Annotated in this window: 20 protein-coding genes and 1 pseudogene; 13 read left to right on the top strand and 8 right to left on the bottom strand. The window is 34.6% G+C overall.

Annotation, left to right across the window (positions count from 1 at the left end; all coding sequences use genetic code 11):
- The first annotated feature begins 63 nt into the window (after nt 1–63).
- Entirely contained in the window at nt 64–1,938 is a 1,875-nt protein-coding gene (locus JFV29_RS20015) for a S8 family serine peptidase (protein ID WP_201185991.1), read from the top strand.
- Between the two features lie 325 nt (nt 1,939–2,263).
- On the opposite strand, the gene JFV29_RS20010 is transcribed toward JFV29_RS20015, so the two are convergent.
- The 4 genes from JFV29_RS20010 to JFV29_RS19995 form a co-directional block, all read right to left on the bottom strand.
- Nucleotides 2,264–2,974, bottom strand: a complete 711-nt coding sequence (locus tag JFV29_RS20010) for a polysaccharide deacetylase family protein (RefSeq protein WP_201185989.1) — start codon at nt 2,972–2,974, stop codon at nt 2,264–2,266.
- Nucleotides 2,975–3,613: 639 nt separating this feature from the next.
- Nucleotides 3,614–3,805: a hypothetical protein gene (locus tag JFV29_RS30710; RefSeq protein WP_242486925.1), complete on the bottom strand. Its 192-nt coding sequence runs from the start codon at nt 3,803–3,805 to the stop codon at nt 3,614–3,616.
- Nucleotides 3,805–3,996: a hypothetical protein gene (locus tag JFV29_RS20000; RefSeq protein WP_201185987.1), complete on the bottom strand. Its 192-nt coding sequence runs from the start codon at nt 3,994–3,996 to the stop codon at nt 3,805–3,807. Before JFV29_RS20000 ends, JFV29_RS30710 begins: the two co-directional genes overlap by 1 nt.
- 452 nt (nt 3,997–4,448) lie before the next feature.
- A complete protein-coding gene (locus JFV29_RS19995) occupies nt 4,449–5,654 on the bottom strand; it encodes an MFS transporter (protein WP_201185985.1) in 1,206 nt (401 codons plus the stop codon).
- Between the two features lie 776 nt (nt 5,655–6,430).
- Between JFV29_RS19995 and JFV29_RS19990 the strand changes: the two genes are divergently transcribed.
- The gene (locus JFV29_RS19990; RefSeq protein WP_201185984.1) at nt 6,431–6,655 is read left to right on the top strand and encodes a hypothetical protein; all 225 of its coding nucleotides are present in this window, start codon (nt 6,431–6,433) and stop codon (nt 6,653–6,655) included.
- Nucleotides 6,656–6,717: 62 nt separating this feature from the next.
- Here JFV29_RS19990 and JFV29_RS19985 read toward each other — a convergent pair whose 3' ends face one another.
- Entirely contained in the window at nt 6,718–6,858 is a 141-nt protein-coding gene (locus JFV29_RS19985) for a hypothetical protein (RefSeq protein WP_201185983.1), read from the bottom strand.
- 49 nt (nt 6,859–6,907) lie between these two features.
- Here JFV29_RS19985 and JFV29_RS31775 point away from each other — a divergent pair, with 49 nt between their 5' ends.
- The gene (locus JFV29_RS31775) at nt 6,908–7,027 is read left to right on the top strand and encodes a hypothetical protein (protein WP_201185982.1); all 120 of its coding nucleotides are present in this window, start codon (nt 6,908–6,910) and stop codon (nt 7,025–7,027) included.
- 481 nt (nt 7,028–7,508) lie between these two features.
- Here the strand turns inward: JFV29_RS31775 and JFV29_RS31210 are convergent, their stop codons facing one another.
- Both JFV29_RS31210 and JFV29_RS19970 read right to left on the bottom strand, forming a co-directional pair.
- A complete protein-coding gene (locus JFV29_RS31210; RefSeq protein ID WP_201185981.1) occupies nt 7,509–8,027 on the bottom strand; it encodes an acyltransferase in 519 nt (172 codons plus the stop codon).
- 191 nt (nt 8,028–8,218) lie between these two features.
- Nucleotides 8,219–9,631, bottom strand: a complete 1,413-nt coding sequence (locus JFV29_RS19970) for a glycosyl hydrolase family 28-related protein (RefSeq protein ID WP_201185980.1) — start codon at nt 9,629–9,631, stop codon at nt 8,219–8,221.
- Nucleotides 9,632–10,264: 633 nt separating this feature from the next.
- On the opposite strand from JFV29_RS19970, the gene JFV29_RS19965 reads away from it, so the two are divergent.
- The gene (locus JFV29_RS19965) at nt 10,265–10,639 is read left to right on the top strand and encodes a hypothetical protein (protein WP_207205157.1); all 375 of its coding nucleotides are present in this window, start codon (nt 10,265–10,267) and stop codon (nt 10,637–10,639) included.
- 321 nt (nt 10,640–10,960) lie between these two features.
- On the opposite strand, the pseudogene JFV29_RS19960 reads toward JFV29_RS19965, so the two are convergent.
- Nucleotides 10,961–11,271, bottom strand: a pseudogene (locus tag JFV29_RS19960) (helix-turn-helix domain-containing protein).
- A 523-nt stretch (nt 11,272–11,794) separates the two neighbouring features.
- Between JFV29_RS19960 and JFV29_RS19955 the strand changes: the two are divergent.
- The 9 genes from JFV29_RS19955 to JFV29_RS19915 all read left to right on the top strand — a co-directional run bounded on the left by JFV29_RS19955 (nt 11,795) and on the right by JFV29_RS19915 (nt 20,283).
- On the top strand, nt 11,795–12,475 hold the full coding sequence (locus JFV29_RS19955) for a YveK family protein (protein ID WP_201185977.1): 681 nt from the start codon (nt 11,795–11,797) through the stop codon (nt 12,473–12,475).
- A 29-nt stretch (nt 12,476–12,504) separates the two neighbouring features.
- Nucleotides 12,505–13,194 (top strand): polysaccharide biosynthesis tyrosine autokinase, encoded by a 690-nt coding sequence (locus tag JFV29_RS19950; RefSeq protein WP_201185975.1) that lies wholly within the window; start codon nt 12,505–12,507, stop codon nt 13,192–13,194.
- Between the two features lie 137 nt (nt 13,195–13,331).
- Complete coding sequence (locus JFV29_RS19945; protein ID WP_201185974.1) at nt 13,332–14,096, top strand: tyrosine-protein phosphatase; 765 nt, start codon at nt 13,332–13,334, stop codon at nt 14,094–14,096.
- 125 nt (nt 14,097–14,221) lie between these two features.
- Complete coding sequence (locus JFV29_RS19940; protein ID WP_201185973.1) at nt 14,222–14,380, top strand: hypothetical protein; 159 nt, start codon at nt 14,222–14,224, stop codon at nt 14,378–14,380.
- Nucleotides 14,381–14,541: 161 nt separating this feature from the next.
- Nucleotides 14,542–16,362, top strand: a complete 1,821-nt coding sequence (locus tag JFV29_RS19935) for a polysaccharide biosynthesis protein (protein ID WP_201185972.1) — start codon at nt 14,542–14,544, stop codon at nt 16,360–16,362.
- A 136-nt stretch (nt 16,363–16,498) separates the two neighbouring features.
- Entirely contained in the window at nt 16,499–17,104 is a 606-nt protein-coding gene (locus JFV29_RS19930; RefSeq protein WP_201185971.1) for a sugar transferase, read from the top strand.
- A gap of 98 nt (nt 17,105–17,202) precedes the next feature.
- A complete protein-coding gene (locus JFV29_RS19925; RefSeq protein WP_201185970.1) occupies nt 17,203–18,414 on the top strand; it encodes a glycosyltransferase family 4 protein in 1,212 nt (403 codons plus the stop codon).
- On the top strand, nt 18,407–19,432 hold the full coding sequence (locus JFV29_RS19920; RefSeq protein ID WP_201185969.1) for a nucleoside-diphosphate sugar epimerase/dehydratase: 1,026 nt from the start codon (nt 18,407–18,409) through the stop codon (nt 19,430–19,432). The genes JFV29_RS19925 and JFV29_RS19920 overlap by 8 nt, the downstream gene beginning before the upstream one ends.
- Entirely contained in the window at nt 19,429–20,283 is an 855-nt protein-coding gene (locus tag JFV29_RS19915; protein ID WP_201185967.1) for an SDR family oxidoreductase, read from the top strand. Before JFV29_RS19920 ends, JFV29_RS19915 begins: the two co-directional genes overlap by 4 nt.
- Nucleotides 20,284–20,285: the final 2 nt, after the last annotated feature.

The raw sequence follows: 20,285 nt of genomic DNA, 5'->3' as shown, positions 1-20,285 counted from the left end.
GAGTTGGTTCAAGTATCAAACCTCATCCATATCTATTCTTAATCATACTTTTGGAGTGATTTTATGCACAAATTCATTCAGTTGAGCCTTTCAGTTATATTAATATTTATGATTCTACCAAGCTATCAGCCAGAAGCTGCTGAGAGTCCACAAACTGACGGTGTACTTGTCAAATATAAAGAGACGAACAATGAGCCAATCAGAGATTTAATAGAGACGGTCGACGTTCCTAAAGGGGAAACAACCGACAATCTTATCGAGGAACTTGAAGATCAGAAGAATGTAGAATATGCAGAGCCTAACTATCTTTTTAAGAAGATGGAAAGCCCGAACGATCCAGCCTACATAGACCAGTGGCATCACAAAACACTTGGTACACAAGCTGCATGGACAAAAACCATGGGTTCAAAAGAAATGGTCGTGGCCATCATTGATGATGGAATTGATCGTAATCACGAAGATTTAAAAGGGAAAATCGACCGTCCTTATGATGCGGTACGCAATCGGAAGAATATTGTACCAGTAGGGGAACATGGAACACATATTGCAGGAATCATCGCAGGTTCTGCCAACAATGACTTAGGTGGAACAGGTGTTGCGCCGAACATTAAAATTATGCCGATTAACGTTTTTAATGGCAAATATGCCGATACTGCTGATATCATTGAGGCCATTCATTATGCCGTTCAGCAGGGGGCAGACATTATTAATATGAGTCTAGGCGAGACCAGTTATTCGGAAGCGTTAAACAAAGCTGTCCAAGAGGCTTATAGTAAAGGCTTATTGATTGTCGCTGCTGCCGGAAATGAAGGAGATATGGGGAAAAGTGTACAGCGCGTGTATCCAGCTGCATTCAGTCATGTCATTTCTGTGGCCGCTACAGATTCAAAAGATAAGCGAACTAGTTATTCCAACTATCATTCAACAGTCGATATTGCCGCCCCTGGCGACTATATTCTTTCCACTTTACCTGGTAATAGATATGGTTGGATGAGTGGAACATCAATGGCTACGCCTATGGTGGCCGGTGTAGCAGCACTGGTTTGGTCCAATGAGCCAAAACTCACTAAATATGAGGTGGAATACCGTCTCTATGACTCAGCTCTTGACCAAGGTACAAAAGGGAAAGATATATACTATGGAAATGGCCGGGTGAATGCCAAAAAAGCGCTTGAAATGAAGACGCTGACTAGGCCAACTGTGACGGCGATTTCTGATAAGGATACGTTGATCAAAGGGAAAATTCCAAGTGATTTCAAAACAGGCGCCCTTTCCATTTATACCAATGAAAAAACACTCGCTACAGTGAAGATTAACGGGGAAAAGACGTTTTCAGCGACTATCGCTAAACAGACAGCTGGCACGTTAATCTATACAAGAGTTGTCGATAATGCGGGAAATAAAAGTGTTCCTGTTTTAGTTAAGGTAGAAGATAAAACAGCACCTACGAAACCGACTGTAAATAGTGTCGGTGACAATACGACAAAAGTAACTGGCAAAGCGGAAGCAGGCTCTACCGTTACTGTCAAAATGGGCAGCACTGCGCTTGGAAAAGCAAAGTCCAATAGCTCAGGGAATTTCACTGTTACGATGACAAAAAAACAAAAGGCCGGTAAAGTCCTATCCGTAACAGCAACCGACAAAGCAGGAAATACGAGCTCGGTCAAAACAGTCACTGTCGCAGACAAAACAGCACCAAGTATACCTTCAGTCAATACAGTAACAACAAAAACGACAAAAGTAACCGGTAAAGCAGAAGCCAACTCCACTGTATACGTAAAAGCATCTAAAAAAGTCATCGGCTCTGCCAAAGCAACGAGTAAAGGCACATACTCAATCAAAATCCCTAAACAAAAAGCCGGGAAAAACCTCTATATCTATGCCAAAGATAAAGCGAAAAATGTAAGTGCGTCAAAGAAAGTTACTGTAAAAAAGTGATCAGAACATGAATATGAAAAGCCTCTGAGTGAATATCGGAGGCTTTTTTTTATGTAGCCGGTATTTTTCTAGTGAATTATACTTTGAGAGGGGTGTGGAAGTAGGGGTATAGGAACTATCTCTTCATTACATGAAAAAAGCCGCCCAAATGGAACGGCCTAACTTCCTTAATCTATCAGGAAGTTTGTGAATTATTTAAATAAACCAGTTTAAACTTTTGGTAAGCTATTTTTCTTTGAAAAAATCTGGTATCCTAGGTCGCTAGATACCTGTGGTTAGCACCCTCATACTTTAATGTATGTTAGTGTTCCATTCTTTAGGTATTCTAGAATCTTTTATCTTCCCAAAAATTCATGACAATATGGTTTTTTGGATTGTAAACCTCTACCTTATACCCTTGTGCTCTTAGATAGTCAATAATCTCCGGAAGCTGTTGTGCGGTTCCTTTTGAATCGTGAAAAAGAATGACGATTGGACCTTTTTTTCCTTTCAAACCTGCTTTAACGTTAGACGTTATCTTGCTAGGGTTTGTTTTATTATACTTCCAATCTAGTGTATCAATATTCCAATCCCACATTTTGAACCCCTTTTTGGCTAAGGTATCTCGAAACGGTTTTGTCATATAGGGTTTGCTACCGTATGGAACTCTAGTCAGCTTACTGTCAATCTTTGAAACCTTTAATAACGTTTGTCTTGTCTTCTCCATTTCGATTGCGACATTACTTGAACTCCCTCTATATAATTTTTTTGCATCATGGGAAACACTATGTAACCCAGGATAATTTCCCTCTTTAATCATTCGATTTACTGTTTTTGGATTACGTTTAATATTTCCTTCAATCATAAAAAAGGTCGCTTTTGCTTTTTTCTTTTTTAAGATATCTAAAATTATTGGCGTGTACTGATTCGGACCATCGTCAAACGTTAAATAGACAACCTTACTTGTTTTATCTTCTGCTGCAGATGCAGAAGAAAAACCCAAAATACTACATACAAGTACGAGTAAAAGAAATAATAGGCTAACTTTTTTTAACACTCACATCATTCCCCCTATAAAACTCCTAGTATATTAGCCCATAATATTACTCAAGGTTGTAAATGTGCGTCTTAAAAAATATAAAATTTATTGATCCTTCTCACCCTGTTACATACAAATGAAATTCAATATGTCTACAGGAATAAAGTCAAATAAATAAAGATAAATTCTCTATTTTAATTGTAAATAAGTTACACTTTATTAAAAGTTAATTCTAACCAAAAGGATGTATAGTCTTGTTGTCATAATTATGGTTGATGATAAGGAAGGGATCTCTACATTCAATAAGAAGGTTAATAATGACTGTACTGCATAGCAGAATTTGAAATCCCTGATCCAATAGTTGATGTCATTGGCTCTACCAAAGCAACGAGTAAAGGCACATTCTCGATCAAAATCTCTAAGCAAAAAGCCGAAAAAAACTTGTAGATCTATTCCGATTTTTTTATGTAGTTGGGAGTGTTCTATTGAAGTAAACTTTGGGAGCGGGATGAAAGTGGGGAGGAAGGATGATGTAGTTGTTTTTTAATTATTTGCAACCATATTAATTGTGACGGTGTTAAGCCAAGTCGAAACATGAATAAAAAGCCTCCGAGAATCATTCGGTTGCTTAAAAAAAGCCTATACTTTTATATACCATTACTCTTTATTTTCATACATCATTTCAGTACTTCGACTGTAAAGTTCAATAATATTACCGATTGGATCTTCACAATAAATTAAGTAATAAGGATTGTTCTTCCATATATCACATATTTCGCTAGTATAACTGAGATTGATAGCTGTCGGTGAATTAGAGTTGTCGCGAAGTTTCTTCCTATACGAAACCATTAAATTTCACCTTCTTCAATCATCCTATTATACTCCATTTTACTTATTAGCCCTTTTCCATTACAAGTAAGACAATCCGTATATATATCATAGGCACCTGTTCCGTCACAGACGTGACATTTATTATGAGTTACTGGTATTTCCTTTTGTATGATTGAAAATAATTTGACAATATACTTCGAAAATTTCATCCCAAGAACCCCCTTTTTTCTATCATACTACTAAAAGTTGGGAGACAAACAAGGATTCCAATAAAATTACGAAATACACATAGATTCATTACAAACTTTACATAGAATCAAAAAAAACTTTACCTGATACGATTCATGGCTTAGTTTAAATTAAGATGTAAGTAGGGGTAGAGGAACTATCTCTTCATTGCATGAAAAAAGCCGCCCAAATGGAACGGCCTAAACTTCCTTAATAAACTATCAAGAAGTTTGTTTGCATGCATAGTTTAATTCACCCAGTTTAAGTTTATGGTAAGATATTTTTCTTTGAAATTCACATTTCATTTTATCATTTAAACAATCCTTAAAAAGGATTTCATAATAGCGTATATTAAATTTATGCCATAACTTTTTCATGCGAATTCCCCCAAAAATGTTCCCTACAAATATTATCGGTTAATGTGGAAAGATTTTTAGATTTTAGAAATGATCCATAGAATTACTTCATTTTTTTTCAAAATCCATAGGTAAGCCAAAATGGAGATCAGAACTGAGATTGCTGCCATTATGTAAATACTTCTATACCCAAACAGATAGCCGATTTGTCCGAAAAGAATCGCACCGAAACCGATTCCTAGATCAAAGAAGGAATAGAAAGTGGCATTGGCCATGCCTTTTCGATTTCGGGCCGCGTGTTCAAGAGACCAAGCTTGAAGAGCTGGTTGGACAGCACCGAACCCAATGCCGTAAAAAATAGCTGCAATATACAAAATCATGTTACTTGGCATCCAGGCAAGCAGTAGCATCGCCGCTACGATAAAAAGGGTAGATGGAATGAAGACGGCTTGATGTCCTCTTTGATCATAGATTTTTCCAGCGAACATTCGTGTGAAAATAAGAGCTAATGCGTATAGAAAAAAGTAAACTTGAATACCTGTCAGGCCTTTTTCCATCGTATAAAGCGGTAAGAAGGTGGCAATCCCACCAAAAGATACCGTAATGAAAAAAACAAGAACGGACGGCGCAACAGCGCTTTTTTCATAAATGTCAAACCTATTAGTTTTAGTGGGAGCAGAAGGTTGTTCTACTTTCTTATAGGAAATAGTCGAAGCCATGATCCAAGCGGCTAGACTTAATGCACCGCAAAACAGAAACAACTGTTGAAACGTTAACACATCCGCTAAGAAAAGTCCAAATGAAGGTCCAAAAGCCATCGCCAAATTTCCCGATAAAGTGAAGTATCCCATTCCCTCACCACGACGCTTTGCTGGGATAAGATCGGAGGCAATCGTACCTGAAGCGGTGGTCGTATATCCCCAGCCAATCCCTTGAACAACTCTCATTGCACATAAAAGGAAAATACTCATCATAAATCCAAACGAGCCAATCGCTACAGCTAAAAAGGCTAGACCGAAAAGGAAAACAAAACGTCTTCCTTTTGTTTCCAAGGCCTGACCAGCAAAGGGGCGGACAATCAGAGCAGAAAATAGAAACATCCCAGCAACCAACCCAATATACCGTTCATTTCCACCAAGCTCTTTTACAAAAAGCGGGAGGGTAGGGGAAGTCATCTGAAAGGATAAAAAAACAAAGAAGTTAGCTAAGAAAATCATCATAAAATCACGCGTCCAGATTTTATTAGAAACCGGAAGCTCTTCTTTTAACAAGGGTACACCCATAATAGTTATTCTCCTTAATTGATAGTAATTATCATTCTCATTTTACTAAAGTTGTAGAGAACAATCTATAAAAATTAGAAATACAAAATAAGTGATCACTATGAATCTAAGTAAAATTGACTAATAATTAGTTCATAAAATTATTATAGAAACAAAAAATTAGGATGGAGGTCACTTTATATTCAGGAAATACTAAATTAAATTTGTAAAAATTAATAAAAGTGTTATATTTAGGTAAATAAATAAGAAAATAGACTTACGAAGAGGAGAAGAGGTTTAAATGATGATTGATATTCACTACCGTATTTTACCTTTTTCTTCGATGATGATGGAGCAAGAGCACGTAATCGAGAGCATAGCCATAGCGAAGCTCGCCGTTTCAGAAGGAATTTGACCATTATTGCCACGCCTCTTCATAGAAATCTTCTCTTTGAAAATAAGAAATGAAATGTTGAAAGTGGAATCCACAGGGGTTTTTTAGCGGATTATTATTGGATTGCCATAAGATCATGTTCCTGCCTATACAGAACCCTTATGTAGAGTGGAGTTTCCTTTGCATACCAAGGGAACAAACGTAGTTGTAAGTGTTATCTTTACCGTGCAGTTCTAATGGAAACCAATAATTCTCCTTGGAAAGTAGGGTAACTTTGTAAGAAATTAGGTAGTGTTGTTAAGAGTTCGTATCATTAATGTGAAATTTTAATTAAAGACCTTTTATTTACCAATTAATAAGGTATATTATGATGGGGAAATGAGAGAGATTAAAGGAGTTAATTATGGGTACAGAGATATTAATGGAGAAGGAAGAAGATACTTTTAATAGTAGAAAGAAACCTATGGTTGTTAAACTAAATTCTGAACAACTTGACGATTTTATTCAAAGATTTCCAGATTCCGGAGAGTTTTTTGGTTTAACCTATCACATTCATGATGATAAGACGGTTACTTTTAACTATAATTCAGATGGTAGAGTTCTAGAAGTATTGAATTTGGTTAAGTGATTGGTACTTTATAGTAACCAGCAGAAATGCTGGTTTTTTGGAGCAAATAATCTTAATGAGATTTAGTGCGTATCAAAGCCGAGTGATGTAGAAGATAAAACAGCTCCTACGAAACCGATTGTAAATGCATTCGGTGACAATACAACAAAAGTAACTGACAAAGCGGAAGCAAGCTCTACAGTTAATGTCAAAATGGGCAGCATTGCTCTTGGAAAAGCAAAGTCCAATAGCTCAGGGAATTAAACTGTTACGATGATGAAAAAACAAGGGGTCGGTAAAGTTCTATCCGTAACAGCAACTGACAAGGCAGGAAATACGAGCTCGGTCAAAACAGTCACCGTCGCAGACAAAACAGCACCAAGTCACAGATAGGGCATTTAATGTGAGTATCTGGTATTTCCAAAAACCCCTTTTGCTCAATCAATAACTAAGAGTTTCGAAGCTAACAAGGGTTCCAATAAAATTACCAAGATCACATAGATTCATTACAAACTTTACATAGAATCAAAAAAACTTTACCTGATTTGAATTCACGGCTTAGTGTATTAGGAGTAGGAAGGGGTATAAGCGTAGACATTTCCAAATGCGTGGTTAATTATTTTGTTTTTCGTAATCGCATATTTTGTTCCTACTCTAACTAAAAAAATATAAAGGAGCAAATTTTACTGTGTATTTGGCAAAACATATGTTTTATATTGGTAAAATAATTCTTTCGAATTCCTCTTTCACGACTAACAACAGCATCTCGTTGTCTAAATATGAACAACTTTATAGACAATATAGCCATACTTGAAGTATCGGTCTTCTAGATACATAACAAAACCGCTAATCTTTAATTTTGTATTTATAGAATTTATAATAAATCATCTTCGATTGATAGATCTTTAATGCGTTTAGCTGGATTACCGCCATACATACCATTCGGTTCGGTGTCTTTTGTCACTACGGCTCCTGCGGCTATAATACACCCTTCTCCAATCGTGATACCAGGCAATATCATTGCACCCATACCAATCCAAGAACCTTTTTTAATAACAACACTCTTTGAGACCGTTCCGTCTTCCGCTCTTCTCCTAATGACAGATAATCTATAATTATGTGTTCCTGTTAAAATTTTGACATATGGTCCAATTCTCACATAGTCTTCCAAAATAATAGGAGCATTACCATCAAGGAAACCTCCAACATTTATTGTTGTTTCCTTTCCCATCACTAACTTTTGGGAACCAATATAGTTATTTTCAGCAATGCTAGAAGATGAGTCTAACTTCATTCCACAACTTCTTAATATTTTCATTCTAAATCGAGCAGGTAATATAGGCGACATTTGAATCTTGTTGATAATCCTCCATTTGTACCATTTAAAATCCATCTTTTATCCTCCAAAAAATACTTTATTACTATTATAATTAAAACATAACAAAATAGATCTTCATTTACAATATATTCATAAAATAAAAGATAAAATTAAGTTCCCAAAATGATATAATAATTGTCCTGAAATCCAGTAAGGCTTAAGTTGTCGGTGATTGGGGTGGAAATCATTTTTGATTTTCAGAATGGTTAATCCTCCGTGAATGAAATACCGTCCAGTTGAAGCAAGTTGTTTGCTTTAGCAGCCATAATCTGAATTGCCCCACTCGTCTGAATCAAAATTGTTGCTGAAGAAAATTCCAATCCATCAAAGTTTGTTACCTGGAACCTTTTCACACGATTTGGTCTAAACCCATCAGGTAGTGTAATAATAGTAGTAGTTTGGGTAATAGCGCCGTTTTTTATAGCACCTCTTAATATAATTAAGCCATTTTCAAGTTTTTTTACATAAACATCGGAAGCAATGTCGTAAGCAACCCATCCACTTTGTGGCTTTATTAGCACATCTATACCTTTATTTTTAACACCAGTATTCATGAATACACGGTTTGCTCTTGATGTATCATAACTATTGTCGTCTTTTATTATATTTGAGTAGGCAGTAGCCCCGAATCCAACATGTCCGACTTTACCTTTAACTAAAGTATTATTTGTAATAACACATAAAGCACATGTTCCGTCAAAATAAATAGCGAAGTCTGCAGCGATAATTGCCGAAGCAGACGTAGATAATGTATTCCCTCTTATTTCAGCACTTACTGTATCCTTTAAATTAATAAATCCTCGTACTGACCCCGTATAATTACCAAGATAACGTGGATGTTCCATTTGATTATTCACAATAATAGGTTTTTCCCCACCTATTAAAGAAATAGCCCCACCTGTAGTAGTTATGTTATTTTCTCTTATCACTACTTGTCCTGAGCCCGGTTGGTGCGTAAAAGAAACTCCTGTATTTTTTCCTGTTATTGTATTCTCTGAAATAATTATACTATCGCCTACTTTAGTACCTTTGATTCCGTTCGTTATCCACGAACGCCGCAACGTACCTGTAAAAAAACCATTAGAATTATTAATATTATTATTTAAAAATATGCCATAACTTCCAAAATCACCAATATAAATACGGTGTATTTCCCAATTTGAAAAGTATGAACCAGCGATAAGTTCAATTTCTAGTCCGTGTGTACCTCTACCTCCAATTATAGGTTCAATCGAAAAATCATGTAAGTTATAAAAAGTACTATGTTGGGAGGAAGAGGGTTTTATTTTTAAAGCCGCCGAGTCACCGTTGTATTTGATTTTGGTTGTACGCATTCCGTCACCATAGAATCTCAATCTCTTCCCAATGTGCAAAGTCTGAGATGTCAAATAAGTTCCTGATGGAATGTATAAAGACATGCTATTATCTTGTGCATAAGTTATCGCAGATTGGATTGGTATTGTGTCATCTGTAACACCATCACCTTTTGCGTTATAGGGTGGTTGTCTAATGTTAACTCCACGTTGAGTTAGATCAGTCTCAGTATTTGCTAATTGCTTTGTATGACTTAGAATCTTATCTGATATTTCGTTTAATTCTTCTGTTCTTTTTTGTGTCATATTGTTTATACTTCCTTTACGGCTGTTACTCCTGCTTCTGTGTCAGGTAGCCTTAGATTTGTGGTTATGGCGCAAGATTAATAATATTACTTTTCGGAAAAATGATACTATTGTATATAGAAGAAAAGAGTCCAGACTCGTTTGTGATACGACAACGTCGTGCAACTGTAAAATTTTCTCTTCATTCAATCTAGTCCAAAATGTGTAGCATCATTACTGGAGGCGTTTTTAAGTGTTTTATGTCGATGCGTCACGCACACCAATTGTCTATTTTGAGTCGTACTAACTATTTCTTTTTTAACAAATAGCCCGTGTATAGTATCGAATCCTCTCATCTATGTTATTATATGCAATAGTAAAAATTTTCCATAATACATCTGACATACTTCCAGAAAAAGATTTACTTTTTGTCAGTGAAGATCACATTCCTTGTACCTGATGTAGTTACTCGATCAGAAACATTAAATGACATTATAAAAGCTAAAAAAGCATTAGTTTGTTCAATTCTAAACCGCATAAACGCTTTAAATGTTGTAATATGATAATCTGGAACATAATAAATTGGTTTGGAAGAAACTAAATATCGGATATACCCCTTATAAAGGAAAAAAAGTAAAAAAAGCATAATGGGATTTGAAGAAATGGGCATTTTTTGAGTGGACTGTGGTGGATATTTTATCTGGTAGACGTATTCCGAAGGATTTGTTAGAAGGTAAAAAAATTGAAGCGGTCAATCATGATAAGCTAGATCTAGTTATTTTTGTAAATCCCCTGGAACAGACGGAAAAAGATTTAATAAACATTATGTCGAAGTTACACAAAGAGCTACCGAATGAAAAGATTCTAATCATTTCACCGAATCCAGTAGCCAATAGTAAAACAGGGAATAGCTTAGAGGTAAATTATTTGGATTATATTAAAGCTTCTGAAAGGGTTATTAATAAAAATATATGGACTTATATTAATAGCATGAATGGGATTGAAAAAAACTTAAAGAAGAGAATATGAGATTGGCTGATATATTAACAAATGATAATCTCCATCCCAATGATTAAGGGCATAACATATGGTTCGAGGTGTTGGATGAATATTTTAAGCTGAAGTAATGTCACAAATATTTGTATCTCAATTATAAATAAGAAATACAGATTATAGAGTTTTTCCTTCTGTGTTGAATGCTTCCATTAGTAGTCTAATAGGGTATAATAAGGGGAAAAGTGGTTATAACCCGCTTTTTCCCTCTCTGGAAATAGTTTGAATCATGAATACAGTGGGGCTTTTCGATGTTAATGAGCAAAAAAGAGAAACCTTATCATAATTTCTCCATGTTTAACGAACAGTACATTTCCTAACCTCGATAAATTCGCGCATTTCCTCTTTCGATATTCCTGAACCCATAATATCTTTCATGATTTCCTTCCACTCATCATCCATGCTGTGGTCTACTTGTTCATATAGTAGGGCATCAACAGTTATACAAAGGATACTTGCGATTTTTTCCAAAACTAAAATAGTAGGGTTTGTTTGAAGGTTTCTTTCCAGTGAGCTTATATAAGATTTTGCCACTCCAGATTTTGTTGAGAGTTCACTAATTGACATTTTTTTTCTTCTCTAAGCATTTTAACACGGTAACCTATCATGTATATCACACCTACCCATTGATATGTATTATTAATTATTTAATATTTTCAAAAAAAAATTTAATAGGTACTAAATTGTATTGCTAAACTATCTCTTTAAGTTTACACAGTTTTTCTCCATTTTTAATGATAAATAGGGACTAAAATACTTGACTCGATCATACGTATAAACAGATTTTCTTGTTTCTATAGGTATTTAGTTAGGTCTTGTTTTTCAAAATTGTTTCTAATATTATTAGTTCACAAGGTGGATATAGTGTTTACTAATATTTACTGAATGCCCGTCTTAAAACCCATTCTTTGAATGGGTTTTAAGACGGGGTTTTATATGAAATCGCTAAATTGACACAAAAAATTGTAATTGTTTCGTTTGGAAAACTATTAAATATTTTTTGAAAGCATTTTTTATTGAAAAAGTAGTCATTCATTGTAAATTTCATGTAAAATTTCTAGAAAAAACATAAATATAGGTAATATTATGCTATAATGCAATAGGTCATTTTTAATATTTTGGGAGGGTAATATGGAAGAAACTATTAGTATTAAAGATATTTTTCAAACATTAAAGAAACGTTGGAAGTTAATTACGTTACTGACATTAATCGCCGCATTGATTAGTGGCACTATATCTTATTTCCTATTAACACCTGTTTACCAATCATCCACACAGATTCTAGTTAATCAGAAACAATCGGAGAACCAACTTGACTCTATTCAAATACGATCTAATATTGACATGATCAATACATACAGTGTGATCATAAAAAGTCCTGCAATATTAGAGAAAGTCATTGATGATCTTAAACTTCCACAAAGCGTAGATCAACTTAGTCGAAAAATAATAATAAACAGTCAAGAAAATTCTCAAGTCTTCTCTTTAACGGTTCAAGATAGTGATCCATTAAAGGCCGTCGAAATTGCAAACGCAGTGTCTACAACATTCCAAAAGGAAATCAAAGATATAATGAATGTCGACAATGTTAGCATACTTGCTAAGGCAGAAGTAAAGGAAAATCCTACTCCTGTAAAACCATCTCCATTATTGAATATCGCTATTGCGATGGTAGTTGGGCTGATGGCTGGAATAGGCTTGGCATTCCTACTAGAGTACATGGATAATACGATCAGAGACGAGAAGGATATTGAGGCGATCCTAGACTTGCCATTACTTGGATCCATCCAAAAAATATCGCAACATAGATAAAGGACCATTCGGTGACATTAAGAAAGGAAGTGGGATTTTTGAGAGGTAAAGATGAAAAACAAGTGAATTTAATTGCGCAGACTAATCCTAAATCGCCTATTACTGAACAATATCGTTTAATTAGGACAAACATACAATTCTCTTCTGTGGATAAAGAAATCAAAACCATTGTGGTTACTTCCGCGGAGCCTAATGATGGCAAATCGACTACAGCTGCCAACCTAGCGATTGTGCTGGCTCAAGAAGAGAAAAAAGTATTACTTGTGGATGCGGACTTAAGGAAACCATCCATTCATTATGCCTTTAATCTTAGTAATATACATGGACTTACTAGCGTATTGACAAAGAAAATAGACTTAAGAAAAACTATCTCGAATTCAAACGTTTCAAATCTAGATGTTTTAACAAGTGGACCGATACCACCTAATCCTTCAGAGTTATTAAATTCCAAAGCAATAGAAACAGCTATTAATGAACTAAAAGGTATCTATGATTATATCATTTTTGATACCCCGCCAGTTCTTGTAGTCACTGACTCTCAAATAGTAGCCAATAAATGTGATGGCGTGATCATGGTAGTGGCAAGCGGCAAGACGAACAAACAAAGTGCAGTAAAAGCAAAAGAGCTTATAGAAAAAACCAATACGGCATTACTTGGAGTTGTATTGAATGGAATTGAATCAAATACCAGTAATTATTACTACTATCAATCTAAATAAAATTCGACAAAATAATACAAATTAATACCCTATTTAATAGCAGTTTTTTATGCTACGATTAACAGGGTATTAATTCCTATCCGATTTCTAAGGGATTAATCCTATTATCCCATTTATATAAAGGGAGTGTGTGAAATTTGATTGACTTGCATTGCCACATTATCCCTGGAGTTGATGATGGTTCACCGGATATGCAGGAAAGCATGGCCATGGCAAAGAAAGCTGTAGAAGCAGGGATAACCCATTTATTTGCCACACCACATCACTTAAATGAGAGATATGTAAATGTGAAGGATAACATTATTGATCGTGTATATGAGTTAAATGAGTGCTTACAACAAGAGAATATTCCTCTTTCTGTTCATCCTGGACAAGAATTGAGAATACATAGAGAATTATTTGTTTCACTTGAAAAGGGAGAAGTACTAACGCTTGATAATACCGACAAGTATTTATTGCTAGAACTCCCGTCAGGACATGTGCCTACATACACAAAAGAACTGATCTATGAGCTGTTGTTAAAAGGGATAACACCCATTATTGTACATCCGGAGAGAAATAAGGAATTGATAGAGAATAATAATCTATTATTTAAATTGGTTCAAGAAGGTGCCTTAACTCAACTTACCTCTGGTAGTATTATCGGTCTCTTTGGTAAAAATATTAAGTCATTTTCAAAAAAAATTATTGAACATAATTTGGCTCATTATATTGCAACTGATGCCCATAATATAGGCTCTAGGGGATTCACTTTACAAGAGGCTTATGAAACAATCACAAAAACATATGGAATCCAGCGTACATTTTATTTCAAGGAAAATGCTGAACATCTTATTCAGGGGCAAGGTCCATCTATTGAAAAACCAGTACCGTTTAAAAAGAAAATCTTAGGAATCTTTTAGAATTATTGTTAATCAGGAAACGCTTTCATTAGTATAAATAATATTCGTTAATGTGTAAAGTTTTTTGGGGGTCATTTGAAATATTGGATTCAGTGTAAAAGGAATTAATAAGGAGATAGATTCGTTTGAAAAGGTTTGATGATTATCCGAAATCTATAAAGAAAGCACTGCGTTACATACAACAAGACGCTACTTTAGTCTTATTAAACCAATTAGAGACGAGCCTGACAAAGTCTATTAAGAAAAGAAAAGAAGCTCTACAAAAGAAGGAAAAGGGACTATGAGAGTCTTAAAATATTATGGTAATTACCAGGTTGTGATTTGGAATGAAATTTATACCTGTTTTCACTGAAAAGTAAAGGCCTAGAACATTAGAGTACTGCTTTTTACAGAATTTAAAAAGTGAGTATCTTGAATACATTTATTATTAAAGGGGGAAGTTTGGTTGGCCTACCGAAATCGACTAACACTACTGGCGCTATTAGATTCCTTAATTGTATTATCGGCCATTTATGTAAGTTATTTAGTCCTACATCCATATTTAGAAATATTTAAGCTAACAGCACTCTTAGTCAGCTCAGTCTCTCTATTAATTAGCCATCATATTTTTGCTTCTATTTATAAACTATATAAAAAGGCCTGGGAGTATGCAAGTATTGGAGAGTTAATATCTATAGTAAAAGCCGTAACCTTATCAGTCATCAGTGTAGTTATCATTCAAATTTTGATATTTCAAGATGTTTATGTAAGAGCTATGGCGTTAACGTGGATGATGCATGTAATTCTTATTGGTGGTTCCCGGTTTTCTTGGAGAATGCTGCGTGACCGTTTTATAAACAATCAATTGGAAGTAAAGAATACATTGGTTATTGGTGCCGGGTCGGCAGGAACGATGGTTGTACGTCAACTTCTTAATAATCATGATACGCAACTAAAGCCTATTGCCTTTATTGATGACGATCCAAAGAAAGATAAATTAGATATCTTGGGTATTCCCGTTGTGGGCAACTCCAAGCATATTCCTGAAGTGGTTGAAAAACATCATATTGATAATATAGTCATTGCAATTCCTTCTTTAAGTAAAAAAGAATTAAGGGTCATCTTTGATGAATGTGTAAAAACAAATGCAAAAACTCAGATCATGCCGATGATTGAAGATATTATGTTAGGAAAAGTGGCGGTTAATCAGTTTAAAGAAGTGGAAGTAGAAGATTTATTAGGAAGAGAACCTGTTGAATTGGATATGAATAGTATCTCGGGAAAAGTTACCGGTAAGACCATTCTAGTAACGGGTGCAGGCGGTTCAATTGGCTCGGAAATTTGCCGTCAAATATGTAGATTCTCTCCAAAAAAAATTGTTTTACTCGGACACGGTGAAAATAGTATTTATCTCATCGATATGGAATTGAAAAGATTGTATTCTGATCAAATAGAAATCGTACCGGTTATTGCAGATATTCAGGATCGAGAAAGAATTTTTGAAGTGATGGACACCCATCGACCGGATGTTGCTTACCATGCTGCTGCACACAAACATGTACCTCTTATGGAGTACAATCCACGGGAAGCAGTTAAAAATAATGTTATGGGCACTAAAAACGTTGCAGAAGCAGCAGATACTTATGGTGTGGGCACTTTTGTTATGATCTCATCTGATAAAGCTGTAAACCCAACCAATGTGATGGGGTCAACTAAGCGCGTTGCTGAAATGGTCATACAGCAGTTAGATAAACATAGTACGACAAAATTCGTCGCTGTTCGCTTTGGAAATGTTCTTGGAAGCAGGGGAAGTGTAATCCCTTTATTCAAAAAGCAAATTCAGGCAGGAGGACCTGTTACGGTTACACACCCTGATATGACACGTTATTTTATGACCATACCAGAAGCCTCTCGATTAGTTATTCAAGCTGGATCTCTTGCAAGAGGAGGAGAAATCTTTGTTTTGGATATGGGTGAACCAGTAAAAATTGTAGATTTAGCTACTAATCTCATTCAATTATCAGGTTACACAATTGATGAAATTGGAATTGAATATTCTGGGATTCGACCTGGAGAAAAGATGTACGAGGAATTATTAGGGGAGAATGAAGTTCATAAGGAGGCTGTATTTCCAAAGATATTTATTGGTAAAGCGGTATTGGAACAGGAAGAGGAAATACATTATCTTTTAGGATCTCATGATAAATTATCCTCAATAGAACTTAAAGAATTCGTTATAAATTTAGCTAATAGGAGAAAGAACAAAGTTTATTTAGTAGCAAAGTAGTTAAAGTGGAATATCAATTAAAGAAAGTAAGAAAGGCAATTATCCATGAAGCTGGTTTGGTTACTTTTATAATGATAGGAAGTTTTCGAAAGTCATATATGAAATAAAGCACTTGGAAATTAAGGTGGTGGATTAAGTGATTTATAAAAAATATGGAAAAAGAATAATTGATTTAGTTCTCTCCTTACTTGGGTTGATAATATTATCACCTATGATTTTATTATTATTACTTTGTATAAAGCTGGATTCTAAAGGACCTGTACTTTTTAAACAACGTCGTATTGGTATAAATAAAACAGAGTTTTATATTCTTAAATTTAGAACAATGAAAATAGACACACCCAAAGATACTCCTACTCACCTATTAGAAAACCCAGAATCTTACATAACAAGAGTTGGAAAGTTTTTACGTAAAACCAGTTTAGATGAACTTCCACAAATAATTAACATTCTTAAGGGAGAAATGAGCATAATTGGACCCCGACCAGCGCTTTGGAATCAATATGATTTAATGAAAGAGCGTGATAAATATAGGGCTAATGATATTTCTCCTGGTCTTACAGGATGGGCTCAGATAAATGGGAGGGATGAGCTTCCGATAGAAGTAAAATCCAGGCTTGATGGAGAATATGTTGAAAAAATGAGTTTTCCTTTTGATGTAAAGGTTTTTATCAAAACGGTTTTCTCGGTACTTAGAAGTGATGGGGTAAAAGAGGGGAATAGCCAATCAAAAATTCAATAACAATATAAAAGCTTTGGAGGTATATAAATGCCTTTTGATGAAGGAATTAAAATTGGAATAGAAGAGTATATATCAGGTAAGCAAAGAGGAAGTCAATAATGAAGGTACTTGTAATTTGTCAATACTTCTTCCCAGAACAATTTAGAGTAAATGATATATGTTTTGAATTAGCTAAAGAAGGAAACGAGGTAACTGTCCTTACAGGACTTCCGAATTATCCCAGTGGGATAGTAGATAAAAAGTATAAGGGTCTTAAGCATAGAAATGAACAAATAAACGGAGTTAACGTAATACGTTCCTCTCTAATTGGAAGAGGAAAAGGTGTGAAAAAACTTGCATTAAATTACGCTAGTTTTGCTTTAACTGCTACCTGTAAGGCCTTATTTTTAAAAAAAGACTTCGATCTCATTTTAGTTTATCAGCTTTCACCTGTTACAATGGCTTTGCCAGGAATCCTATTGAAAAAGATTACAAAAAAGCCTCTGATATTATATTGTCATGACCTATGGCCTGAAAGTATAGCATCTGCAGGTATCTCTTCTAATAGTAAACTGTATAGTGTTTTATTAAAATTAAGTAAGTGGATTTACAAGAGTGCAGACAAAATATTAACAAGTTCAAAGCTTTTTGAGGAATATTTCAAAAATACATTAGATATACATGACCCAATTATTCACCTACCTGTCTATGCGGAAGCATTATTTGAAAATATAAAAGAAGTTGAGCACCGTGATGAAACTACAAACTTAGTGTTTGCAGGGAATATAGGTGAAATGCAAAGTGTTGAGACAATAATCTATGCAGCAAATGAAATTAAAGAAGAGCGGAATATAAGGTTTCATATTGTTGGAGACGGATCTTCACGAAAGAAGTGTGAAGAATTAGTGGAAAGTCTCTCACTTAATAATGTAATATTCCACGGGCAGCATCCTATAACGGAAATGCCAAAGTTTTATGAGATGGCAGATGCCTTTTTAGTCACTTTGAAAGCGAATAAAGCAATATCGTATACCTTACCAAATAAAGTTCAATCGTATATGGCAGCAGGAAAACCAATTTTAGGATCAATAGATGGAGAAACAAATTTAGTTTTAAATGAGGCTAATTGTGGGTTTTGTACTCCTGCAGAGGACTATGTAAAACTTGCTGCTAGCATAAGTGAATTTGCTGAAAGCAAAGACATGCATCTTAGTTACGGTAAAAATGCGAGGCAATACTATGATAAAAACTTCTCTAAAACTATATATATGGAGAGGTTAAATACATTATTGAAAAAAATTATTTATTATGGAGATGAAAAAAATGTTTAAAGATAAAACATTATTGATTACTGGGGGCACTGGCTCTTTTGGGAATGCAGTTATGGAAAGGTTCTTGGATAGTGACGTTAAAGAAATTCGTATTTTTTCACGAGATGAAAAAAAGCAAGATGATATGAGGAAATTATATAAAAATGACAAGCTTAAGTTTTATATTGGTGATGTTAGAGATCTTGCCAGTGTGAAAAACGCTATGCATGAAGTGGATTATGTTTTTCATGCAGCCGCTCTAAAGCAAGTACCTTCTTGTGAGTTCTTTCCACTCGAAGCTGTAAAAACTAATGTTTTAGGTACAGATAATGTTTTAACAGCAGCTATTGACTACGGAGTTAAAAAAGTAATTTGTCTTTCAACTGACAAAGCTGCTTATCCAATTAATGCAATGGGGATTTCTAAAGCAATGATGGAAAAAGTATTTGTTGCTAAATCTAAAACAATTTCTCCGGATAAAACCCTAATATGCGGAACTAGATATGGTAATGTAATGGCTTCTCGTGGGTCAGTTATCCCATTATTCATTGAACAGATAAAAAGTGGTAAATCTCTAACCATAACAGACCCTAATATGACTAGATACCTTATGAGTCTTGAAGAGGCAGTTGAACTAGTAGTGTTTGCGTTTCAAAATGCTGAGGCTGGGGATATTATGGTTCAAAAGGCGCCAGCGTGTTTAATTGGTGATTTGGCTCAGGCGCTAAAGGAAATATTTAAGGCAGATAACGAGATCAAAGTTATTGGTACTCGTCATGGAGAAAAGTTATATGAAACACTTCTTACGAGAGAAGAGTATATAATAGCAGAAGATTTAGGAGGATTTTTTAGAGTTCCAGCAGATCAACGAGATCTAAACTATGATAAGTATTTTGAAGAAGGAAATAAAAAGCTGTCTATCGAACAAGAATATAATTCTCATAATACGCAACGTCTAAACTTAGAGCAAATTAAAGAAAAGCTATTAGAACTTGATTATATTAAGGAAGAACTAAATAAGTGGATGGTACAAGTATGAAATTTTTAGTACTAGGCGCTACTGGTATGGCAGGACATGTAATAGCAATATACTTAAAAGATAAGGGGCATGAGGTAACAGCTTTAACAAGGAGAAAATTCCTATATTGTAAAAATATTATAGCTGATGTAACTGATTTACCCTTACTAAAAGAAACGATTATTAAAGGCGAATATGATGCAGTAATAAACTGTATAGGGATATTAAATCAAGATGCTGAGGAAAATAAACATCAAGCTGTTTTTTTAAATAGTTATTTACCAAATTTTCTTAGCAATATAACTAAAGCTTCAAACACTAAAATTATTCATATGAGTACTGATTGTGTTTTTTCTGGAAAGATAGGGAATTATACTGAAAGTTCGCTTAGAGATGGAGAGACATTTTATGATAGATCCAAAGCATTAGGTGAATTAGAAAATGATAAGGACCTGACATTTAGAAACTCTATTATTGGACCAGATATAAATAAAAATGGAATAGGCCTATTTAATTGGTTTATGAGGCAAAGTAGCGAAATAAAAGGATATACAAAGGCAATCTGGACAGGAGTAACAACACTAACATTGGCAAAAGCAATGGAACAAGCAGCAGAAGAAAATCTAGTTGGCTTATACAATTTGGTTAATAACTATTCAATCAATAAATATGAAATGCTATGTCACTTTAATAAATATTTTAAAGATAATAGTATAGAAATTATTAAGAGTGATAATGTCTCGTTGAACAAATCGTTATTAAATAACAGAAGAGACTTTAATTTTAAAGTACCTTCCTATGAACAAATGATTTTAGAAATGAAAGAGTGGGTTTATAATCACGAAGAACTTTATCCACACTACTTTAAATAAAG

Origin of the sequence: Peribacillus sp. TH16 (assembly GCF_016651095.1) — a bacterium.
GTDB classification, from domain to species: Bacteria; Bacillota; Bacilli; order Bacillales; family DSM-1321; genus Peribacillus; species Peribacillus butanolivorans.
The sequence above is the reverse complement of the archived record's forward strand: the minus strand, read 5'-3'. Positions and strand labels throughout refer to the sequence as shown.

Coding starts and splice junctions, on each gene's coding strand:
- JFV29_RS20015 (WP_201185991.1), top strand. CDS start 64: ATGCACAAATTCATTCAGTTGAGCCTTTCAGTTATATTAATATTTATG.
- JFV29_RS30710 (WP_242486925.1), bottom strand. CDS start 3,805: ATGGTTTCGTATAGGAAGAAACTTCGCGACAACTCTAATTCACCGACA.
- JFV29_RS20000 (WP_201185987.1), bottom strand. CDS start 3,996: ATGAAATTTTCGAAGTATATTGTCAAATTATTTTCAATCATACAAAAG.
- JFV29_RS19995 (WP_201185985.1), bottom strand. CDS start 5,654: ATGGGTGTACCCTTGTTAAAAGAAGAGCTTCCGGTTTCTAATAAAATC.
- JFV29_RS19990 (WP_201185984.1), top strand. CDS start 6,431: ATGGGTACAGAGATATTAATGGAGAAGGAAGAAGATACTTTTAATAGT.
- JFV29_RS19985 (WP_201185983.1), bottom strand. CDS start 6,858: ATGCTGCCCATTTTGACATTAACTGTAGAGCTTGCTTCCGCTTTGTCA.
- JFV29_RS31775 (WP_201185982.1), top strand. CDS start 6,908: ATGATGAAAAAACAAGGGGTCGGTAAAGTTCTATCCGTAACAGCAACT.
- JFV29_RS31210 (WP_201185981.1), bottom strand. CDS start 8,027: ATGGATTTTAAATGGTACAAATGGAGGATTATCAACAAGATTCAAATG.
- JFV29_RS19970 (WP_201185980.1), bottom strand. CDS start 9,631: ATGACACAAAAAAGAACAGAAGAATTAAACGAAATATCAGATAAGATT.
- JFV29_RS19955 (WP_201185977.1), top strand. CDS start 11,795: ATGGAAGAAACTATTAGTATTAAAGATATTTTTCAAACATTAAAGAAA.
- JFV29_RS19925 (WP_201185970.1), top strand. CDS start 17,203: ATGAAGGTACTTGTAATTTGTCAATACTTCTTCCCAGAACAATTTAGA.
- JFV29_RS19920 (WP_201185969.1), top strand. CDS start 18,407: ATGTTTAAAGATAAAACATTATTGATTACTGGGGGCACTGGCTCTTTT.
- JFV29_RS19915 (WP_201185967.1), top strand. CDS start 19,429: ATGAAATTTTTAGTACTAGGCGCTACTGGTATGGCAGGACATGTAATA.